This is a genomic window from Janthinobacterium rivuli, from assembly GCF_009208735.1.
In the GTDB taxonomy this organism is placed as follows: Bacteria; Pseudomonadota; Gammaproteobacteria; order Burkholderiales; family Burkholderiaceae_D; genus Janthinobacterium.
Genome location: NZ_WFLJ01000009.1, coordinates 193,548 through 212,825, shown reverse-complemented (window position 1 = coordinate 212,825; position 19,278 = coordinate 193,548). Strand labels below are relative to the sequence as shown.

Annotated in this window: 16 protein-coding genes; 13 read left to right on the top strand and 3 right to left on the bottom strand. The window is 64.7% G+C overall.

Translation table 11 applies throughout. The features are described 5' to 3' along the window. Window positions 1-104 precede the first annotated feature (104 nt). The 10 genes from GCN78_RS14135 to GCN78_RS14090 all read left to right on the top strand — a co-directional run bounded on the left by GCN78_RS14135 (window position 105) and on the right by GCN78_RS14090 (window position 12,672). Window positions 105-923 carry a sulfotransferase family protein gene (locus tag GCN78_RS14135; protein ID WP_152252278.1) on the top strand — a complete coding sequence of 273 codons (819 nt, stop codon included), beginning with the start codon at window positions 105-107 and terminating at the stop codon, window positions 921-923. 393 nt (window positions 924-1,316) lie between these two features. Beyond that, complete coding sequence (locus GCN78_RS14130; protein ID WP_152252277.1) at window positions 1,317-1,835, top strand: sigma-70 family RNA polymerase sigma factor; 519 nt, start codon at window positions 1,317-1,319, stop codon at window positions 1,833-1,835. Between the two features lie 3 nt (window positions 1,836-1,838). Further along, entirely contained in the window at window positions 1,839-2,819 is a 981-nt protein-coding gene (locus GCN78_RS14125) for a FecR domain-containing protein (protein ID WP_152252276.1), read from the top strand. A gap of 103 nt (window positions 2,820-2,922) precedes the next feature. After that, window positions 2,923-4,689, top strand: a complete 1,767-nt coding sequence (locus tag GCN78_RS14120) for an ABC transporter ATP-binding protein (protein ID WP_152252275.1) — start codon at window positions 2,923-2,925, stop codon at window positions 4,687-4,689. Next, window positions 4,683-6,458 (top strand): ABC transporter ATP-binding protein, encoded by a 1,776-nt coding sequence (locus tag GCN78_RS14115; RefSeq protein WP_152252274.1) that lies wholly within the window; start codon window positions 4,683-4,685, stop codon window positions 6,456-6,458. Before GCN78_RS14120 ends, GCN78_RS14115 begins: the two co-directional genes overlap by 7 nt. A gap of 16 nt (window positions 6,459-6,474) precedes the next feature. Continuing rightward, window positions 6,475-7,416: an ABC transporter permease gene (locus GCN78_RS14110; protein ID WP_152252334.1), complete on the top strand. Its 942-nt coding sequence runs from the start codon at window positions 6,475-6,477 to the stop codon at window positions 7,414-7,416. Then, window positions 7,413-8,363: an iron chelate uptake ABC transporter family permease subunit gene (locus tag GCN78_RS14105; RefSeq protein WP_152252273.1), complete on the top strand. Its 951-nt coding sequence runs from the start codon at window positions 7,413-7,415 to the stop codon at window positions 8,361-8,363. The genes GCN78_RS14110 and GCN78_RS14105 overlap by 4 nt, the downstream gene beginning before the upstream one ends. Beyond that, window positions 8,360-9,130: an iron ABC transporter ATP-binding protein gene (locus GCN78_RS14100; RefSeq protein ID WP_152252272.1), complete on the top strand. Its 771-nt coding sequence runs from the start codon at window positions 8,360-8,362 to the stop codon at window positions 9,128-9,130. The genes GCN78_RS14105 and GCN78_RS14100 overlap by 4 nt, the downstream gene beginning before the upstream one ends. Before the next feature lies 1 nt (window position 9,131). Next, complete coding sequence (locus tag GCN78_RS14095; protein WP_152252271.1) at window positions 9,132-10,112, top strand: siderophore ABC transporter substrate-binding protein; 981 nt, start codon at window positions 9,132-9,134, stop codon at window positions 10,110-10,112. Between the two features lie 106 nt (window positions 10,113-10,218). Next, complete coding sequence (locus tag GCN78_RS14090; RefSeq protein ID WP_152252270.1) at window positions 10,219-12,672, top strand: TonB-dependent receptor; 2,454 nt, start codon at window positions 10,219-10,221, stop codon at window positions 12,670-12,672. A 5-nt stretch (window positions 12,673-12,677) separates the two neighbouring features. Here GCN78_RS14090 and GCN78_RS14085 read toward each other — a convergent pair whose 3' ends face one another. Both GCN78_RS14085 and GCN78_RS14080 read right to left on the bottom strand, forming a co-directional pair. After that, on the bottom strand, window positions 12,678-13,514 hold the full coding sequence (locus GCN78_RS14085; RefSeq protein ID WP_152252269.1) for a MipA/OmpV family protein: 837 nt from the start codon (window positions 13,512-13,514) through the stop codon (window positions 12,678-12,680). Further along, the gene (locus GCN78_RS14080) at window positions 13,511-13,888 is read right to left on the bottom strand and encodes a hypothetical protein (protein ID WP_152252268.1); all 378 of its coding nucleotides are present in this window, start codon (window positions 13,886-13,888) and stop codon (window positions 13,511-13,513) included. Before GCN78_RS14080 ends, GCN78_RS14085 begins: the two co-directional genes overlap by 4 nt. A gap of 133 nt (window positions 13,889-14,021) precedes the next feature. Here GCN78_RS14080 and GCN78_RS14075 point away from each other — a divergent pair, with 133 nt between their 5' ends. The 3 genes from GCN78_RS14075 to GCN78_RS14065 all read left to right on the top strand — a co-directional run bounded on the left by GCN78_RS14075 (window position 14,022) and on the right by GCN78_RS14065 (window position 17,283). Continuing rightward, complete coding sequence (locus GCN78_RS14075; RefSeq protein ID WP_152252267.1) at window positions 14,022-15,116, top strand: type II asparaginase; 1,095 nt, start codon at window positions 14,022-14,024, stop codon at window positions 15,114-15,116. 120 nt (window positions 15,117-15,236) lie between these two features. After that, on the top strand, window positions 15,237-16,088 hold the full coding sequence (locus GCN78_RS14070; RefSeq protein WP_152252266.1) for an MOSC domain-containing protein: 852 nt from the start codon (window positions 15,237-15,239) through the stop codon (window positions 16,086-16,088). A gap of 34 nt (window positions 16,089-16,122) precedes the next feature. Next, window positions 16,123-17,283 (top strand): GGDEF domain-containing protein, encoded by a 1,161-nt coding sequence (locus GCN78_RS14065; protein ID WP_152252265.1) that lies wholly within the window; start codon window positions 16,123-16,125, stop codon window positions 17,281-17,283. On the opposite strand, the gene GCN78_RS14060 is transcribed toward GCN78_RS14065, so the two are convergent. Continuing rightward, entirely contained in the window at window positions 17,284-19,263 is a 1,980-nt protein-coding gene (locus GCN78_RS14060; protein ID WP_152252264.1) for a monovalent cation:proton antiporter family protein, read from the bottom strand. Between the last annotated feature and the right edge of the window lie 15 nt (window positions 19,264-19,278).

Here is a 19,278-nt window from a genome sequence, read left to right as displayed (position 1 = left end):
ACAGCCAGAATACCTGTGCCTGTCTGGGGAATGGAAATCCCGTTGCGAAGGCAGTCGTGCTTCGTTGAGTAAATTTCTCGCAATGCAGTTGAAAGGTTGCTCCCGTGTTTTATATCTTTGGCTCCCCACGTTCCGGTACCACCTTGCTGGCGCAATGCATCAGCGCGCATCCCGACCTTATCGTTCCAGATGAAACCGATTTCATCGTACCTCTCGCCTTCCTTGTCAACCGGATCAGGGATGCGGCCATTGGCAGGGAGTTGATCTTCAAGTTGATTGTCAGTTCGACCCGCTTTTCCGCCAGTCTGGGGCAATATCTCAGCATGGATGACATCCGCGCCTGCGTATTTGACTGCGGCTATGATGCCAATGCAATCGTGAATGCCATTTATGCGCAGTTGGCTTCAGTGGCGGGAAGAAAGATGGCTGGCGACAAGTCGCCCAATGACTTGATGTCCATGCGGATGCTGATTGAGTCTGGCGCGTTGGGCGGTGCGGATAAAGTCATCCATATCGTGCGTGACATTCGCGATCTGATGTTGTCATTGAATCGGACGGGATGGGCAGAAGATTTCGAGGAGTATTTCCCGAGAATCTGGTCGTCAACCAATCTGTATTTGAAATACGAGATGGAAAAAGTGGCGGAGAATTATCTCCTTGTCCGCTACGAAGATTTCGTGGCCGACCCTGCCAAGGTGTTGACGGGCGTGGCGGAATTTATGGGTGTGCAATATACCGACGGCATGCTGCGTCCGGAAAACAGGAGCACTCGCTACCAGGGCGTCAGTCACCACAGCAATCTCTATAACGAGATTAATACGGGCGCAGTCCGGCAGTTCGAGGCAGCCATGGGCGAAGAGAGCCGTGAAAAATGCCGCCGGCAGGCAGAGGAAGCCATGCAGGCTTTCGGCTACGCGGAATAAGCGGTCCTCGTGCTGAACGGGGCATGACCTTGCGCTTGTGGTCCATGATGGCATGCCTGCCGGAACATCCCGCTTGGCGTAGCGTTACCGCGATCCAGGCGGACCTCAACGTGGCTTCCTTCGCGCGACATTATTGCTGCACTTTTTGTTGAGCGTATGCATAACAGCTGAGTTGCGTGAGCTGATCCCATGCCTTGGCGTGGGGGTGAAAAACCTGCAAGCCATTGATTTTCAGGTTTTTTTTCCACTTGCCTGGCCAGTCCAGGCTGGCGTTGCGTATGTGCGCGGCACGATGCTTGCGGCTGTCTTGTTTCTTCCCATATAATGAGAATAATTCTCATTTATATTTGTGTGCCTGCGGTTCCGCTGGCCATCGACCACAGGAAGGGTATCGTGAGCACCGCCGAGTTAGCGCTTCAGCAGCAAGTCAGCAGTCTGTACACCGATCACCATCACTGGCTGCGTGGCTTGCTGCGCCGTAAGCTCGGCAATGCCTTCGATGCGGCCGACTTGGCGCACGACGTGTACCTGCACCTGATGAAGACGGGCAGGGTGCCGCCGGCCGGGGAGTCGCGCCGCCACCTGACGCAGATCGCCAACGGCATGGTCATCGACCTGTACCGCCGCCGCCAGATCGAAACGGCCTACCTGGAAGTGCTGGCCCTCGTGCCCGAGGCGCTGGCCCCGTCCGAGGAAGAGCGCGCGCTGGTGATCGCGGCGCTGACGGAAATCGACGCCGTGCTGCACCGCTTGCCCGCCAAGGCGCGCACCGCCTTGCTGCTGTGCAAGCTCGACGGCCTCAGCTACCGCGATATCGCCGCCGAATTGCAGGTGTCCGTCTCGTCCGTCGAAAAATACATCGCCGCCGGTTTGCTGGCCTGCTACCAGGCCATGCATGCGCCGGACGCCTGAGTCATGGACGTGGTGATCGCGCCCGCCATCGTGCAGCAGGCGGCCCAGTGGATGGCGCGCCTGTGGTCCGATGACGCCAGCGACGCAGACCGGGCTGCCTGTGCGCGCTGGTGCGCGGCCCATCCGCACCATGCCATCGCCTGGCAGCGCTTGCAGGCGTTCGAAGGCAAACTCCACAGCGTGCCGCGCGACGCGGCCCGCCATGCGCTGCGCGAACCGGCGCCGGCCGCCTACCTGAACCGTCGCCGAGCCATGAAGCTGCTGGCCGTGCTGCTGCCCGTGGGCGGCATGGCGTACCTGCTGCGCGGCACGGATGCCTGGCAAGTGGCCACGGCGGGGCATGCCACGGCCACGGGCGAGATCCGCGAGATTACCTTGCCTGACGGCACGCGCGTGACGCTCGCGTCCGCTTCCGCCATCGACGTGCGCTTCGACGCCAGTGAGCGCCTGCTGATCCTGCGCAGCGGCGAAATCCTCGTCACCACGGCGCACAATCCCGATCCGGCGCAGCGGCCTTTCCGCGTGCAGGGCCGCCATGGCACGGTGCAGGCGCTGGGCACGCGTTTTACCTTGCGGCAAGACGAATACACGTCGCGCGTGGCCGTCTTCGAGGGCGCCGTCGAGGTGCGCCTCGCGCATGCGCCCGGCCGGCCCGTGCGCATCGACACGGGCTACAGCGCCATTTTCTCGGCCGATATCGTGCAATCGGCCGGCCCCGTGCCGGCCAGTGCGGCGGCCTGGACGAAAGGCGTGCTGGTGGCCGACAACATGCGCCTCGACGAGCTGATCGCCGAACTGGCCCGTTACCGGCCCGGCCTGCTGCGCTGCGACCCGGCCGTGGCCAGCTTGAGCGTCAATGGCGTGTTTTCCCTGAGTGACACGGACCGCGCGCTGCATAACCTGGCGCTGGCCTTGCCCGTGCAGATCGTTGCGCGCACGCGCTACTGGGTGACGGTGCAAGCCATCCCCCGCGCCGCGGCCTGACAATTTTTCGGGTCCGATTGAGGGTTTTGCATTCTCGTTCGGGATATACGGTAAGAGCCACCCTTATCCATTGAACTTATGCCCGTTTTTTCCCGTTTTTCCCATGCGTAGCCAACGCCGCCTGGCCGGCCCGATCAGCCGGATACTGCAGCCCATCCGCGGACGCCTGATCGTCGCCGCCGGGCTCGCCGGTACGGGTTCCATGCTTACCCTGGTGCCGCTGGCCGGCATCGCGCGGCTGGCGCACATCGCCCTGGACCCTGCGCTGGCGCACGGCGAGGTGTGGCCGGTCATCCTCGCCAGCGTCGCCTGCCTGTTTGCCGGCATGGCCTTGATCTCGCTGGGCGAACTGGCCGCGCACCTGGCCGACAACCGCCTCACCCATCGATTGCGCCTGCAAGCCATGCAGCGCCTGGGGCAGGTGCCGCTGGGCTGGTTCACCAGCCGGGCCTCGGGCGAGGTCAAGCAGGCGATGCAGGACGACATCAACACCCTGCACAGCCTCACGGCCCATTTCTATACGACGACGGCGCGCGCCGTGGGCGCCATCGCCATCTCCGTCATCTATCTGTTCGCCATGGACTGGCGCCTGGCCCTCATCGCCATCCTGCCGTTTCCCGGCTTCTTCCTGTTCTTCGGCCGCGCCATGAAGGCCAGCGGCGGCAACATGGAACAATTCGTCGCCGGCATGGGGCGCATCAACAATGCCGTGGTGGAGTTCGTCAATGGCATACCCGTGGTCAAGGCCTTCGGCGCCACGGGACGCGCGCATGGCAGCTACCGCACGGCCGTCGATGCGTTTGCCGAGGCGTTTGCCGCCTTTACGCGCCCTCTCGTCGGCTCGATGGCCAATGCCAACGCGCTGATCGCGCCGGTCGCCGTGCTGGGCGTGGTGGTGATCGCCGGCACCGTCTTCGTGGCCCTGGACTGGATGGCGCCCGTCGATATCCTGCCGTTCGCCCTGGTGGCGCCCGGCATATCCGCGCCGATGCTGTTGCTGCACTATCTGACGCATGACCTCAACAACGCCACGGGCGCGGCACAGCGCGTGCAAGCCTTGCTCGATACGCCCGTGCTGGCGCAGCCGGCGCCGGAGGAGCAGCAATTGCCGAATGGCACCGAGATCCGCATGGACGGCGTGGCGTACGCCTACGACGGGCAGCACAAGGTGCTGTCGGATATCACGCTGACCTTGCAGCCCGGCACGGTGACGGCCATCGTCGGCGCCTCCGGTTCCGGAAAATCCACCCTGGCGCGGCTGCTGCTGCGCTTTTTCGATCCGACCGAAGGGCGCATCACCCTCGGCGGCGTCGACTTGCGGCACATCGCCACGCCCGAGTTGTACCGGCGCATCGGCTTCGTGCTGCAGGAAGTGCGGCTGATCCACGCCAGCGTGCGCGAGAACATCGCGCTGGGCCGGCCATCGGCCAGTGCGCACGAGGTGGAAGCGGCGGCGCGCCTGGCGAATATCCACGAGCGCATCCTGGCCTTGCCGCGCGGCTACGATGCCGTCATCGGCGAGGATGCGCAATTGTCCGGCGGCGAATTGCAGCGCGTCAGCATCGCCCGCGCCGTGCTGCTCGACCCGTCCGTGCTGGTGCTCGACGAAGCGACGGCGGCGGCCGACGCGGAAAACGAGGTGGCGATCCAGGACGCGCTGTCGCGCTTTGCGCGGGGCCGCACCTTGCTGGTGATCGCGCACCGGCTCGACACCATCATGCACGCCGACCACATCGTCGTCGTCGAGAACGGCGCCATCGTCCAGCAGGGCCGCCATGCAAGCTTGCTCGCCGACAAGGGCCGCTATGCGCAACTGTGGGCGCTGGGCGGCTATCCGGCATCCCCGGAAGAAGTGGCGTCCCCATGCTGAAAACATTCATTCAACTGCTGGGCGATGATGCGCCCGTGTTCCGCCGCTACTGTGCCATGGCGCTCGCGTATGGCGTGCTCAGCGGTCTGACGATCACGGCGCTGGTGCTGGCCCTGGGCCGTCTGCTGGGCGGCGACGTGGGCGCTGCGGCCCTGTGGCTGGGCGTGCTGCTGGCCGGGCTGGTCGCTTGCTGGGCCTGGCGGCGCCAGGTGGAAAAAGCGGGCGTGCGCGTGGGCGTGACGGTCTTGCAAGGGGCACGCCAGCGCCTGGGCGACCACGTGGCGCGCCTGCCCGTCGGCTGGTTCACGCCGGAGAACACGGCGAAACTGGGTCACCTCATCACGCAAGGCATGATGAACGTGGCGCAGCTGCCGGCCCACGTGCTCACGCCCGTGATCTGCGGCGCCGTCACGCCCGTGGTGCTGCTGGCTGCGCTGTTCGCACTGCACTGGCAACTGGGCGTGCTGGCGCTGCTGGCGCTGCCCCTGCTGGCCGGCGCCTTGCGGCTGACGGCGCACCTGGGCCAGCGCGCCGACGATGCGTATCATCATCATTTTTCACAGACCAGCCAGCGCCTGGTGGAGTTTGCGCAAGCGCAATCCGTCTTGCGCGCCTTCCATGGTAACGGCAGTGGTGCAGCTGACGGCGGCATGCGTTTCCTGCAGCAAGCCATCGACGCGCAGCGTCACGCCGGCACGCGGCTGATCTATCTCTCGGCGCTCGCCTCGGTGCTCAACGCCTGGACCGTGCAAGCCATCTTCGCCGCCTTGCTGGCGGCCGCCGCGCTGTGGCAGGGCAGCCTGCCGGGCGGTGCCGCCGTTGCGCAAGACGCCATCGCCGGCATCGTGGCCTTGCTGCTGGTGGTGCGTTTCGTCGACCCGCTGCAGGAAGTGGCCAGCTATGGCGAAGTGCTGCGTGGCGCGCGCGGCCCGCTCGATGCGGCGCGCACTATTTTCGCCGTGCAACCGCTGCCGGAAGCACACGAGCCGCAAGCGCCGCGCGATGGCGCCGTCGAATTGCGCGACGTGGCTTTCCGCTATGCACAGGATCAGCCCGACGTCTTGACGGGCATCAAGCTGCAGATTGCGCCGGGCAGCATGACGGCGCTGATCGGCGCTTCCGGCTCCGGCAAGACGACCCTGGTGCGCCTGCTTGCGCGCTTCTTTGACGCCAGTGCAGGCGCGGTGCTGGTGGGCGGCGTCGATGTGCGGAATATGTCCAGCGAGCAATTGGCTGGCCAGATCAGCCAGATCTTCCAGGACAGTTATCTGTTCCAGGGCAGCATCGCCGACAACATCCGCCTCGGCAAGCCGGACGCCACCGATGCCGAGGTGCGGGAAGCGGCGCGCCAGGCGGGTGTGGCCGAGATCATCGCCCGCTTGCCGCAGGGATACGATACCCTGGTGGGCGAGGGCGGCGCGCGCCTGTCCGGCGGCGAACGCCAGCGCATCGCGATTGCCCGCGCGCTGATCAAGGATGCGCCGATCCTGCTGGTCGACGAGGCCACGGCCGCGCTCGACGCGGAAAACCAGGCGGCCATCGCCGAGGCGCTGACGCGGCTGCGCGGCAAGCGCACGGTGATCGTCATCGCCCACCAGCTGTCGACGGTGGCCATGGCCGACCAGATCGTCGTGCTGGACGGTGGCGTGATCCGCGAGCAGGGTGCGCCAGCCGCCTTGCGCGCACAAGGCGGCCTGTACGCGCACTTCCTGGCCCAGCGCCAGGCGGCCAAGGGCTGGCGCATCGGCTCCGCCGCGCCGCAGTCGTGAAAGGGATGACGCTTTGATACAGGCGCGTCTGTTTTTCGTCTTCTTGCTGCTGTGCGGCGCATCGCTGTTGGTCGGCGCGCGGGACATTGCGTGGACGCAGCTTTTCTCCTTCTCCGATGACGCCTGGCTGACCCTGACGGCCAGCCGGCTGCCGCGCTTGGCGGCGCTGGTGCTGACGGGCGTGGGTCTGTCCGTCTGCGGCGTCATCCTGCAGCACATCGTGCGCAATAAATTCGTCGAGCCGGCCACCTCGGGCGGCCTCGACGCGGCCAAGCTGGGCATCCTCGTGGCGCTGACCGTGGCGCCTGCGGCGGGCACGGCCGGCAAGATGGCGTTCGCGCTGGCTTTCTGCCTGGCTGCCAGCGTACTGTACGTGGCGCTGATCCGCCGCATCCGCTTCAAGAACACGATCCTGGTGCCCGTGATCGGCCTCGTGTATGGGGGCGTGCTCAGTGCCGTGGCCGAGTTCTATGCCTACCGCAACAACATCATGCAAAGCATGCAGGGCTGGCTGCTCGGCGATTTTTCGAAGATCGTGCAGGGCAACTATGAAATCATTTACCTGATCCTGCCCATCGTCGCCCTGACGTATGTGTACGCGCAACGCTTTACCGTGCTGGGCATGGGCGAGGGCATGGCCGCCAGCCTGGGCCTGAACTATGCGGGCACGGTGGCGCTGGGCCTGATGCTGGTGGCCGTCACGGTGGCGGCCACGGTGATCACGGTGGGGGCGATCCCGTTTGTCGGCCTGGCCATCCCGAATCTGGTGGCCTTGCGCCATGGCGACAAGCTGGGCCGCACCCTGCCCATCGTCGCCCTGTGCGGCGCCTCGCTGCTGCTCGCTTGCGACATCGCCGGGCGCCTGCTGATCTACCCGTTTGAGGTGCCGATCGGCCTGACGGCGGGCGGCGTGGGCGGGGTGCTGTTTCTCATATTGATCATCCGGGGGCGGCGATGAGGCGGAGAGTCAACCTGCGGACGCTGTGGCTGGTCGTTGCTTGTCTTGCGCTGGCCTTCCTCTTTCTCGGCGCCAACCTCGACTTTGATTACGTCATCCCCAAACGCCTGGCGCGCCTGGCCGCCATCGCCATCGGCGGCGTTTGCGTGGCCGTCTCTTCGATTGTGTTCCAGACCATCGCCGGCAACCGGATACTCACGCCGGCCGTCATGGGTTACGAAGCCGTATATTTGCTGCTGCAATCGCTGCTGATCCTCGCGATGGGCATGCACAGCGTGGTGCTGCTGGGGCCGAACGGCAATTTTGTCGTGTCGATCGCGCTGATGCTGGCGTATTCCTGGGGCATCCACCACTGGCTGTTTCGTGATGGCCAGAACAACGTGTATTTCCTGTTGCTGCTGGGATTCGTCCTGACGATGGTGCTCGGCACGTTGACCCAGTTCATCCAGCTGCGCATCAGTCCGGGAGAATTTGCCATTCTGCAAGGGTTCAGCCAGGCCTCGTTCAACAAGGCGCAGCCCATGCAATTGCTGTACTCGGCCGTGCTGGCGGGCGCCGCCTGCGTGGCCATCGTAAAAACCTTGCCGGCGCTCGACGTGCTGGCGCTGGGGCGCGAGCAGGCCATCTCGCTCGGTATCGATTACCGGCGCACGGTGCGGCTGCAGTTGGCGTTGATCGCCGTGCTGGTGGCCGTGTCGACGAGCCTGCTGGGCCCCACGGCCTTCATGGGCATCTTTGTAGCGAACACGACTTACGCCCTGGCCCGCACGGGGCGCCATCGCGCCACTTTGCCGCTGGCCTGCGCCATCGCCATCGCCATCTTCCTCGCCGCCCAGTTGTTGGTCGAGCACGTTTTCAATTACCGGACCACGGTCGGCATCCTCGTCAACCTGGTGTGTGGCGCGTATTTCCTCGCGCTCATGGTCCGCACCCGAGGCACCGCATGATCCACGTCAAACAGATCGAAAAAAGCTACGGCGCAAGGCGCGTGCTGGACAAGGTCAGCACGCAGTTTCCCAAGGGAAAAGTGACCTCCTTGATCGGCCCGAACGGCGCCGGCAAGACGACCTTGCTGATGCTCATCGCGCGCCTGCAGGAAGCGAATGGCGGCGAGATTGCGATAGACGGGCGCAGCATTGCAACCGTCCGCATTGCCGACTATGCACGGCAGGTGGCCACCCTGCGCCAGGCGCCTGATTTCAACCTGCGCCTGACGGTGGAAGAGCTGGTCGCCTTTGGCCGCTTCCCCTACAGCCGAGGCGCGTTGACAGAGCAGGACCGGCAAGCCATCGATGAGGCCATCGCTTTTTTATCTCTGGAACATTTGCGCCTGGCGTATGTCGATGAACTGAGCGGCGGCCAGCGGCAGATGGCCTTCCTGGCCATGACGATCGCCCAGCAGACGGAGATTGTGCTGCTCGACGAGCCGCTCAACAACCTCGACATGAAGCATGCCGTGCAGATCATGCGCGCGCTGCGCCGCCTGTGCGACGAGCAGGGCCGCACCGTGATCCTGGTGATCCACGACATCAATTTCGCCGCCAATTATTCGGACCACGTCGTCGCCATGCAAGGCGGCGCCGTGCGCTTTGCCGGCCCCGCGCACGAGGTCGTCACGGAGGAACGCTTGCGCGCGCTGTACGACATCGACTTTCACATCGTGCGCAACGGGCGCGGCTGCGTCTGCAATTACTTTACCCCCACAGGAGCTTGAGATGATCTGGAACCAACCCCGTCTGGCAATCGCCGCGCTGCTCGTCGCCATGGCCGCCCTGCAAAGCTGCACGGACAAGACGACGGCGCCGCCAGCGCCCGCCGTGCCATCGTCGGAGCAGGCATTTTCTCCCATCACCATCGTGCACAAGCTGGGCACGACGGTGCTCAAGCATCGTCCGCAGAGGGTGGCCGTGCTCGACATGAATGAAGTCGATTTCCTCGACCAGCTGGGTGTGCCCGTGGCCGGCATGGTGAAGGATTATGTGCCGCATTTCCTCACGCGCTACAAGGATGACCAGGGCATCGGCGACCTGGGCGCCATCGTGCAGCCGAATCTCGAACGCGTCCACGCGCTCCAGCCCGACCTGATACTGATGACCTCGATCCAGGCCAACCATTACCAGGAACTGAGCCAGATCGCGCCCACGGTGCATTTCGACGTGGATTACCAGAACAGCGAGAGCAAGCACATCGAGGTGGTCAAGCAACACTTGCTGACCCTGGGACGCATCTTCGGCAAGGAAGACGTCGCCAGCCGCAAAGCGCAGGAACTGGACGCCAGGGTGGCGGACGCGCGCAAGGTGACGCGGGACCGTCCCGAGAAGGCGCTGATCGTGCTGCACAACAACGGCGCCTTCAGTTCGTTCGGCGTGCAGTCGCGCTACGGTTTTGTTTTCGATGCGCTGGGCGTGAAGCCTGCCAGCTCGGCCATCGAAGCGGGCTTGCATGGCCAGCCCATTTCCAGCGAATTCATCCAGCAAGCCAATCCCGACATCATTTATGTGGTGGACCGCACGGCCGTGATGGAACACCGTCCCGTCATGACGGCCGAACAGATGGCCAATCCGCTGTTACGCCAGACCAATGCCTGGAAGAACGGCCGCGTGGTCTTCGTCGATGCGGACGCCTGGTACATCACGGCGGGCAGCGTGACGTCGCTGCAACGGGTGATCGACGACGTGCTCAAGGGCTATCAGTGATGTGCATTATTTTTTGTAATGAGTCGTATTTGCATTGAGGAATTTTCCTGTTCGTTCGGGAGATAGGGTGAGAACAAGCAATCATCCATCTGAAAGGATTTACCGTATGACACAACGCATGACAACGCGCCGCCTTCCCGCCTTCACATTGAACCGTATCGCCACCGCCGTGCAACTGGCGCTCATCACGGGTTTGACCGCAGGGGCGCTGGGCGTGGCGGCCCCGCCGGCGTACGCGCAAGCGGGGGCGGGCCAGGCCCGGCAAGCGTTCAGCGTGCCGGCCGGTACGCTGGGCCTGGCGCTCAACACGTTCGCGGCGGCGGCGGGCGTCGAATTGACGGTCGAGGCTAGCCTGCTGCAAGGCAAGAACAGCGCCGGCCTGTCCGGCAGCTACAGCGTGCCCGAAGGCTTTTACGAATTGCTGCGCGGTCATGGCTTGCAAGCCGTGCGCGAGGGCAATGGCAGCTACACGCTGCGCCGCGAGCCGGTGCACAGCGCCGCCGCCGAAGCCGCCGCCACCATGCCGGCCGTCACGGTGTGGGGCAAGGGCAACGCCGTGACGGAGGCCTACGCAGGCGGACAAGTGGCGTCCGGCGGCCGCGTGGGGTTCCTGGGTGACAAGGACTTCATGGAAACGCCCTTCAACACCATCAGCTATACGGACAGATTCATCGAAGACCGCCAGGCGCGCGACATCACCGACGTGATTTCCGCCGCCGACCCTACCGTCTTCAGCAGCGGCATGACGGGCATCATCGGCGAGAATTATGCGATACGGGGTTTCAGCTCGAATATCGGCGACGTCGCGTTTGGCGGCCTGTACGGCATCTCGCCGTATTACCGCACTTCGCCCGAAATGTTCGAGCGCATCGAGGTGCTGAAAGGGCCGTCGGCTTTGCTCAATGGCATGCCACCGGGCGGCTCCGTGGGCGGCAGCATCAACCTCGTGCCCAAGCGCGCGGGCGATGCGCCGCTGGCGCGCGTGACGGCGTCGTACATGTCGGACTCTCAATGGGGCGGCCATGTGGACCTGGGCCAGCGCTTTGGCGAGAATCAACAATTCGGCGTCCGCGTCAACGGCGTCTACCGCGATGGCGACGGCGCCATCGAGCACCAGAAAAAGAAGACCCGGCTCGTCTCCGTGGGGCTGGACTGGCGTGGCAATGGCGCGCGCCTGTCCGCCGACCTGTACCACAGCGAGGACCGCGCCGATGGCTTGAACCGGGGCGTCAACCTGGCCCCCGGCTTGCCCGTGCCGCGTCCGCCGAAAGCGCAAACCCTGCTCAATCCCAGCTGGGCGTTCTACGACACCAAGGACAGGGGCGCCATGCTGCGCGGCGAACTGGACCTGAACGAGCAGCTGATGGCGTATGCGGCCGTGGGCGCCAGCCGGGCCGATTATCAGTCGACGGGCGCCTATCTGGTCCAGGTATTCAACACGGCCGGCGACTACCGCACCAATCTTGCCGACCTGGGTTTTGACGTGGAAAAGCGGTCGGCGGAAGCGGGCTTGCGCGGCAAGCTGCGCACGGGCGATATCGGCCACCAATGGGCCGTCAACGCCACCTATTATCACCACACGGACAAGCAGTATGGGCGCAGGAATACCCTGGCGCAGGACTGGATCACGAACATCTACCACCCCGTCTGGGGACCGGCGACGCGTTTCGAGGCGCCGCAAATTTCCAAGGCGGAACTGCGCCTGGCCAGTGTCGGCCTGGTCGACACGCTGTCCTTTGCGCAAGACACCGTGCAACTGACGGTGGGCTTGCGCCGCCAGGAAGTGCTCAGCGATACCTTCAACATCAAGACGGGCGCGCGCACGTCCCGTTACGATGAAGGTGCCACCACGCCCGCCGCCGCCTTGCTGGTCAAGGCGAGCAAGACGATCTCCCTGTACGGCAACTACATCGAAGGCTTGAGCCAGGGCGCCACGGCGCCGTTGACGGCGGCCAACTCTGGCGAGGTCTTTGCACCGTACAAGTCGAAGCAGGCGGAGCTGGGCGTCAAGGTCGACCTGGGCGAGTTCGCGCAGACGGTCAGCGTGTATGAAATCAGGCGGCCGAGCAGCTACGTGGACCCGGTCAGCAATATCTTTTCCTTTGGCGGCGAACAGCGCAACCGCGGCATCGACTGGGGCTTCTTCGGTTCACTCCTGCGCGACGTGCGCCTGATGGGCGGCGTGGCGTATGTCGATCCGGTCTTGAGCAAGACGGTGGGCGGCGCCAACCAGGGCAAGCAGGCAACGGGCGTGCCCAGGCTGCAAGCCAAGCTGGGCGTCGAATGGGATACGCCGGCCATCCCCGGCGTGACCCTGACGGCGAATGCGACGGCGGCCTCGAAGCAATACATCAATGCCGACAATTCGATGTCCGTGCCGGGCCGTACCGTGTTGGACCTGGGCGCCCGCTATGCGACGAAGGCGGCGGGCCGGCCCCTGACCGTGCGCGCCAGCGTGACGAACGTCGGCAACAGGGCGTACTGGGCGCTGCCGCAATGGACCAGCCTGGGCCTGGGCGCGCCGCGCACGGTCATGCTGTCGGCCACGACGGCGTTTTAAGCTGGCTAGTCGTCCGGGCCGCGCGCCAGGCTGCTTGAACGTTGCCACGTCCACATCAGGCCGATGCCGGCCGAGGTGCCGCTGTTCTGGCGCAACAGGGGGCTGGCGCGGTTGGCGGCGCCTGCGTAGTTGTCGTAGCGCAAAAACGCGAAGGCGCGCCAGTCCCGCTGCAGCCGGTAGGAGCCGCCCAGGCCCAGCCGCGTGAGCATCAGCCCGCTTTTTGCCGCATACGCGGGGCGCTCAGCGGTGGCAAACGCGGGGTTGACGCCATACAAGTAATCGTTGATGGCGGCATTGCCGAATACGGCGCCGACGCTGGCATCGACTTGCCATGCCTGCTGCTCGTCGTGCAGCGCGTACACGAGGCGCGGCTCGAACGTGGCGCCCTGACGGCGCAGGCCGCCGCGCGCTTCGATGACGGCGCGCAAAGGCAGTTCCAGCCCCAGGCGGCTGTGCGGCGTCGGCTCGGCCAGCTTGATTTTCAGGCGCGGGCCAAACTCCACCAGGGTGCCCAGATCCGGCATGCCGCGCCGGGCCGGCACGTCGCTGGAGCGGGCCGGCAAGGACAGGGCGAAACCGATATCGAGGTCGAGACGGTCCGTGTCGAGCAGGCGCGCGCCCACGCCGGAGCGGTCGGCGCGCAAGACTTTGCCGCGATAAATCAGATAGGGCAGGGCCAGGTTGCGCGTCGAGCGTTCGCTGGCGCCCGGATAGGCGGGCGTGACGGCCATGCCGCCGAACACGCCCGTTTCCCATAAGGGCAAGGCTGGCTCTGCGGCAAGTGCCGGCGCCATGGCGGCGAAGAGGGAGCCGGCGGCCAGCAAGGTGCGTGCGATGTTCATGGCTGGACTCCGCAAGGCTTGCCGACTGGCAGCGATTCCAGGTCCGTCAATGTGTCCGGTTTCTTTCCCAGCGCGTTGGCCTGGCGGAAATGAAATGCGGCCGCGTCGGTGCGGCAGGCGGCGCTGGCGGCGCGTCCCGCCTGGTAGTGCAAACGGGCTTGCCAGGCAGCATCGCCGTGACCGAGTTCCGCATTGTCGGCCGCGGCCGCGTAGTTGCGCATGGCCCGCTCCCAGTCGCCCTGGCTGGCGGCCTCCCGCGCGAACTGTTCCAGCTGCGCCGCCGTGCGCAGTTCGATTTGCGTCGAGCAGGCGCTCAGCGCCATCAGGACGAGCGGCAGGATGAGGCAAGCGCGGAAGGGGCGTAGTGTGGGCATGGCGCCACTCTAGCGCATCGGCAGGCGCGCACGTTTGCGCGATACGCATGAATTCGGGTTTTGCGCCGGCATGGATGACATATAATTTGCACACGACTTTGTTATTTTTGACAGTACACCTCACGGGAGCACCATGTTTTCACGCAAATTTCATTCTTGTGCACAGCTGATGCTGGCTACCTTGCTGATGGGCTTTATCGCCGCTTCCCCCGCGCGCGCGCAGCAAGCGGCCGTCAAATTGCCGAATGTGGTGATACTGGCCACGGGCGGCACGATCGCCGGCAGCGGCGCCGACAGCACCACCACCGTTGGCTATACCTCGGCCACCGTGGGCGTCGAGCGCCTGATCGCCGCCGTGCCGGAACTGAAAAAAGTGGCCAATGTGAAAGGCGAGCAAGTGTTCCAGATCGCCAGCGAAAGCATGGGCAATAGCCACTGGCTGGCCCTGGCCAAGCGCATCAACGTGCTGCTGGCCTCGAACGATGTCGATGGCGTGGTCGTCACGCACGGCACCGACACCATCGAGGAAACGGCGTATTTCCTGAACCTGACCGTGAAAAGCCACAAGCCGGTGGTGGTGGTGGGCGCCATGCGTCCGTCGACGGCCATCTCGGCTGACGGCCCGATCAACCTGTACAACGCCGTGATGCTGGCCGGCAGCAAGGAAGCCGTGGGCAAGGGCGTGCTGGTGGCCTTGAACGACCAGATCAACGCCGCGCGCGAAGTGACCAAGACGAATACCTCGACGACCGACACCTTCAAGTCGCCGGAACTGGGCATGCTCGGCTACATCCAGGGCAGCAAGGCCTTCTTTTACCGCCAGTCGACGCGCAAGCACACACTGGAATCGGAATTTGACATCAGCAAGCTCGACGCCCTGCCGCAAGTCGATATCGTGTATGGCTACGCCAACATGAACCGCGTCGGCATGGACGCCTTCATTGCCGCCGGCGCCAAGGGCATCATTCACGCGGGCGTGGGCGATGGCAGCGTGGCCGCGCAAATGAAGCCGGCCCTGGTGGAAGCGCGCCAGAAGGGCGTGCTGATCGTGCGTTCGAGCCGCGTCGGCCAGGGCATCGTGGCGCGCAATGGCGAGGCCAACGACGATGAACTCGACAGTGTCGTGTCCGACACCCTGAACCCGCAAAAAGCCCGCATTCTGCTGATGCTGGCCTTGACCAAGACGAATAGCACGCAAGAAATCCAGCGTATTTTCTACACGTATTGATCACTGCCGCGCCAGGCCAGCCTCATTGGCTGAGCCTGGCCGATTTACGCTCGCCCGCTTTGCTGCCATACTGCGTTTCTGAATAATTTCCTGGCAGAAGTTGCAATACTGCCCCGGCCCATGGCTATCCTGTCCGACATCATTCTGTACCCCATCAAATCCTGCGCCGGCGTCCACCTGCGCGAGGCGGTCCTGACGCGTTCAGGGCTGATGAGCGAGCACGTGTTCGACCGCGAATGGATGGTGGTGGACGAGCACGGCCGCTTCCTGACCCAGCGCGAACATCCGCGCATGGCGCTGATCGTGCCGTCCATCAAGGCCACCACCCTGGAATTGCGCGCGCCGGGCATGCTGCGCCTGGAAATCGAGCTGGGCTTGCCCCATCCGCAACTGGCGCCCATGCTGGACGTGCAAGTGTGGGACGATAGCGTGCGCGCCTACGATTGCGACGACGTCACGGCCACCTGGTTTTCCAACGCCATCGGCGTGCCGTGCCGCCTGGTACGCTTTCACCCGGACGTGGTGCGCGCCACCAGCACCACCTGGACCGATGGCGTGGCCGCCTCGGCCATGTTTGCCGATGGCTACCCCGTGCTGATCGCCGGCAGCGCCTCGCTGGACGATGTCAATGACAAGCTGCGCGCCGCCGGCCGTGAAGCGCTGCCGATGAACCGTTTCCGGCCCAACCTCGTGGTCGGCGACATCGGCGCCTTCGAGGAAGATTACGCCGACTTCCTGCAATTTGGCGCCACCGTGTTAAAACCCGTCAAGCCGTGCTCGCGCTGCCCGATCCCGTCGGTGGACCAGGCCACGGGCGTGCCCGGACCGGATCCGCTCGATGTCATGCATGGCTATCGCGCCAAGCCCGAGCTCGACGGCGCCATCTGCTTCGGCATGAACGCCATCGTCACCGAAGGCGGCGACGAGCGTATCGTGGTGGGGCAGGATATCGGTTTCGAACTGGCATTTTAAGCATGGCGCCCGCACAGAAGGGTTTAAGGTTTCTATGAATCAAGCAATACCGCCGGACCCGCGCATTGCCAGCCTCGAAGCCGAAAACCAGGCTTTGCGCGCGCGCATGGCTTTCTTGTTGGAACAGGTCGAGCGCAACCACGACATCATGTGCCGCCACCAGGCGTTCGACCTGGAAATCGTCGGCGCGTCCACGTTTCCCGAACTGATCGGCACCATCTTCCGCACCCTGCCCGTGATTTCCGACCTCGACGGCGTCACCTTGAGCCTGCTCGACGAGGATGACGATATCGTGCTGGTGATGGAAAAGCTGGGCGTCGATTTCAGCGCCTTTCCGCAGTTGCTGTTCGTGCATGCCGTGGCGGAGCTGGGGTTTGCACCGCCGGCGCCCGTGGCCGAGGGGGAAGCGGCCTTGCCGCCGTTGCCGCTGCTGGGGGCCTTCGATGCGGCCCTGCATGGCCCGCGTTTTCCGCAGATCGACGTTCCCCTGCGCAGCGTGGCGCTGGTGCCCTTGCTGCGCAACAAGCGCCTGATTGGCAGCCTGAACCTGGCCAGCGGCGACGTGACGCGCTTTACGCCCGCGCTGGGCACGGATTTCATCAAGCATATGGCGTCCATCATCGCCATTTGCCTGGAAAACGTGATCAGCAATGAAATGCTGAAATACATCGGCTTGACCGATTCCCTGACGGGCGTCTACAACCGCCGCTATATCGACCGCCGGCTGCTGGAAGAAATCGCCCGCGCGCGGCGCCAGAATTATTGCATTTCGTGCATGTATATCGACATCGACCATTTCAAGCTGGTCAATGACACCTATGGCCACCAGGGCGGCGATGAAGTGCTGCGCGAAGTGGCCACGCGCATCCGCACGGAATTGCGCCGCTCCGATGCGCTGGGCCGCTTCGGCGGCGAGGAATTCGTCGTGCTGCTGATCGACGCCGACCTCGACAGCGCGACCTTCGTTGCCGAACGCATCCGCGCCAGCATCGCCGGCACCATGTTCGATTTGCCGGGCAGCGCGCAAGCGTGGGTCAGCGTGTCGATCGGCGTGGCCAGCCTGGAAGCGGGCGCGGCCTTGCTGCCGATCGAAACGGTGGCGCAGCAACTGGTGGCGCACGCCGACCAGGCCCTGTACCAGGCCAAGGCCGACGGCCGCAACAAGGTCGTCAGCTGGCAGGCGCAGGCCGAGTAATTATTTCAACAGCAAGGTTTCCGCCTTGGCCACGGCGTCGGCCGTGCCGCGCAGCACCACCACGTCGCCGCTGGCCAGCTGCGTCTCGGGGCTGACCTCGAGGCGGTCGCGGCCACGGCGGATGGCCGTCACGAACGCGCCGCAGCCGGCCACGTCGATCGCACTCAAGGGCAAGTCCACGCAGTGCGCGCCCTCGCTGACGGTGACCGTATGCAGGCGTTCCAGCTCGGCGTCGTCGTCCGCGTCGCTGGAACCGTGGAAATAGCCGCGCAACGATGCATAGCGTTCCTCGCGCGCCGCCTGCACCCGGTGCACCACGCGCCGCAGGGGCACGCCCATCATGATCAGCGCGTGCGAAGCGAGCATCAGGCTGCCTTCCATCAATTCCGGCACCACTTCGGCGGCACCCGCCTGCTTCAACTGGTCGAGGTCGCTATCGTCGTGGCTGCGCACGATGACGGGCAAGGTGGGCGCCATTTCTTTGAGTAAATGCAATAACTTCAGTGCCGAAGGCGTGTTGGCGTAGGTGATCACCACGGCGCTGGCCCGATAGATGCCGGCCGCCACCAGGCTTTCGCGCCGCCCCGCGTCGCCATATGACACGTGGGCGCCGGCCAGCTGCGCTTCCTGCACCCGCTCCGGGTCCAGGTCCAGCGCGTGGTATTCGATCTTTTCTTCCGCCAGCAGGGTGGCCAGGCTTTGCCCGCTGCGGCCGAAACCGGCGATCAGCACGTGTTTCTGCGACGCCATGGTGCGCGTGGCGATCTTGGTCAGCGCCAGCGATTGCATCATCCAGTCGTTGGCCGCCAGTTTCATGACGATGGCGTCGGACTTGGCGATGAGGAAGGGCGCCACCAGCATCGACAGCACCATGGCCGCCAGCACCACCTGCACGACGAACGGGTCCATCAGCTTGATGCCGCCGGCCAGGTTCAGCAGCACGAAGCCGAACTCGCCCGCCTGCGCCAGTCCCAGCCCCGTGCGCAGGGCCACGCCGTTGCTGGACCCGAACAGCCGCGCCAGGCCCGCGATCAGGGCGAATTTCAGCAGCACGGGGCCGCACAGCAGCAGCAGCACCAGCCACCAGTTGTCGAGCACCACGCGGATATTGAGCAGCATGCCGACGGTGATGAAGAACAGGCCCAGCAGCACGTCGCGGAAGGGCTTGATATCCTCTTCCACCTGGTGCTTGAATTCCGTCTCGGAAATGAGCATGCCGGCAACAAACGCGCCCAGGGCCAGCGACAATCCTGCCCGTTCCGTGATCCAGGCCGCGCCCAGCGTGATCAGCAGCAGGTTGAGCATGAACAATTCCTGCGAGCGGCGCTTGGCGACGATGGTCAGCCAGCCGCGCACCATCTTCTGGCCGATGAACAGCAGCAGGATCAGCACGACCAGGGCCTTGCCGCCGGCCCAGGCCAGGGTTTCGGCCAGGTTGTCCGAATCGCGCGTGAGGGCGGGAATGAGGATCAGCAGGGGCACGACGGCCAGGTCCTGGAACAGCAGGATGCCGATGATCTTGCGGCCGTGTTCGCTTTCCAGTTCCAGCCGTTCCGTGAGCATCTTGGAGACGATGGCCGTCGACGACATGGCCAGCGCGCCGCCCAGGGCGAACGCGGCTTGCCAGCTCAGGTGGATGTAGGCGGACAGATAACGGGCAACGAACCAGCCGAAGACGACGGTGGCGATGATGGTCGTGACCACCTGCGCCATGCCAAGGCCGAAGACGATGCGCCGCATGGCGAGGAATTTGGGAAGAGAAAATTCGAGCCCGATGGAAAACATCAGGAAGACGACGCCGAACTCGGCCAGGGTGTGGCTGGCCTCGTTTTCCGCCGCCAGGCCCAGCGCGTGGGGGCCGATGACGATGCCGACGGCCAGGTAGCCCAGCATGGGCGGCAAATGCAACATTCTGAAAGCGACCACGCCCAGCACGGCGCTGCCGAGTAACATCAGGGTCAGTTCAAGCGAGGAAAACATGGGTTGCCCGGTACG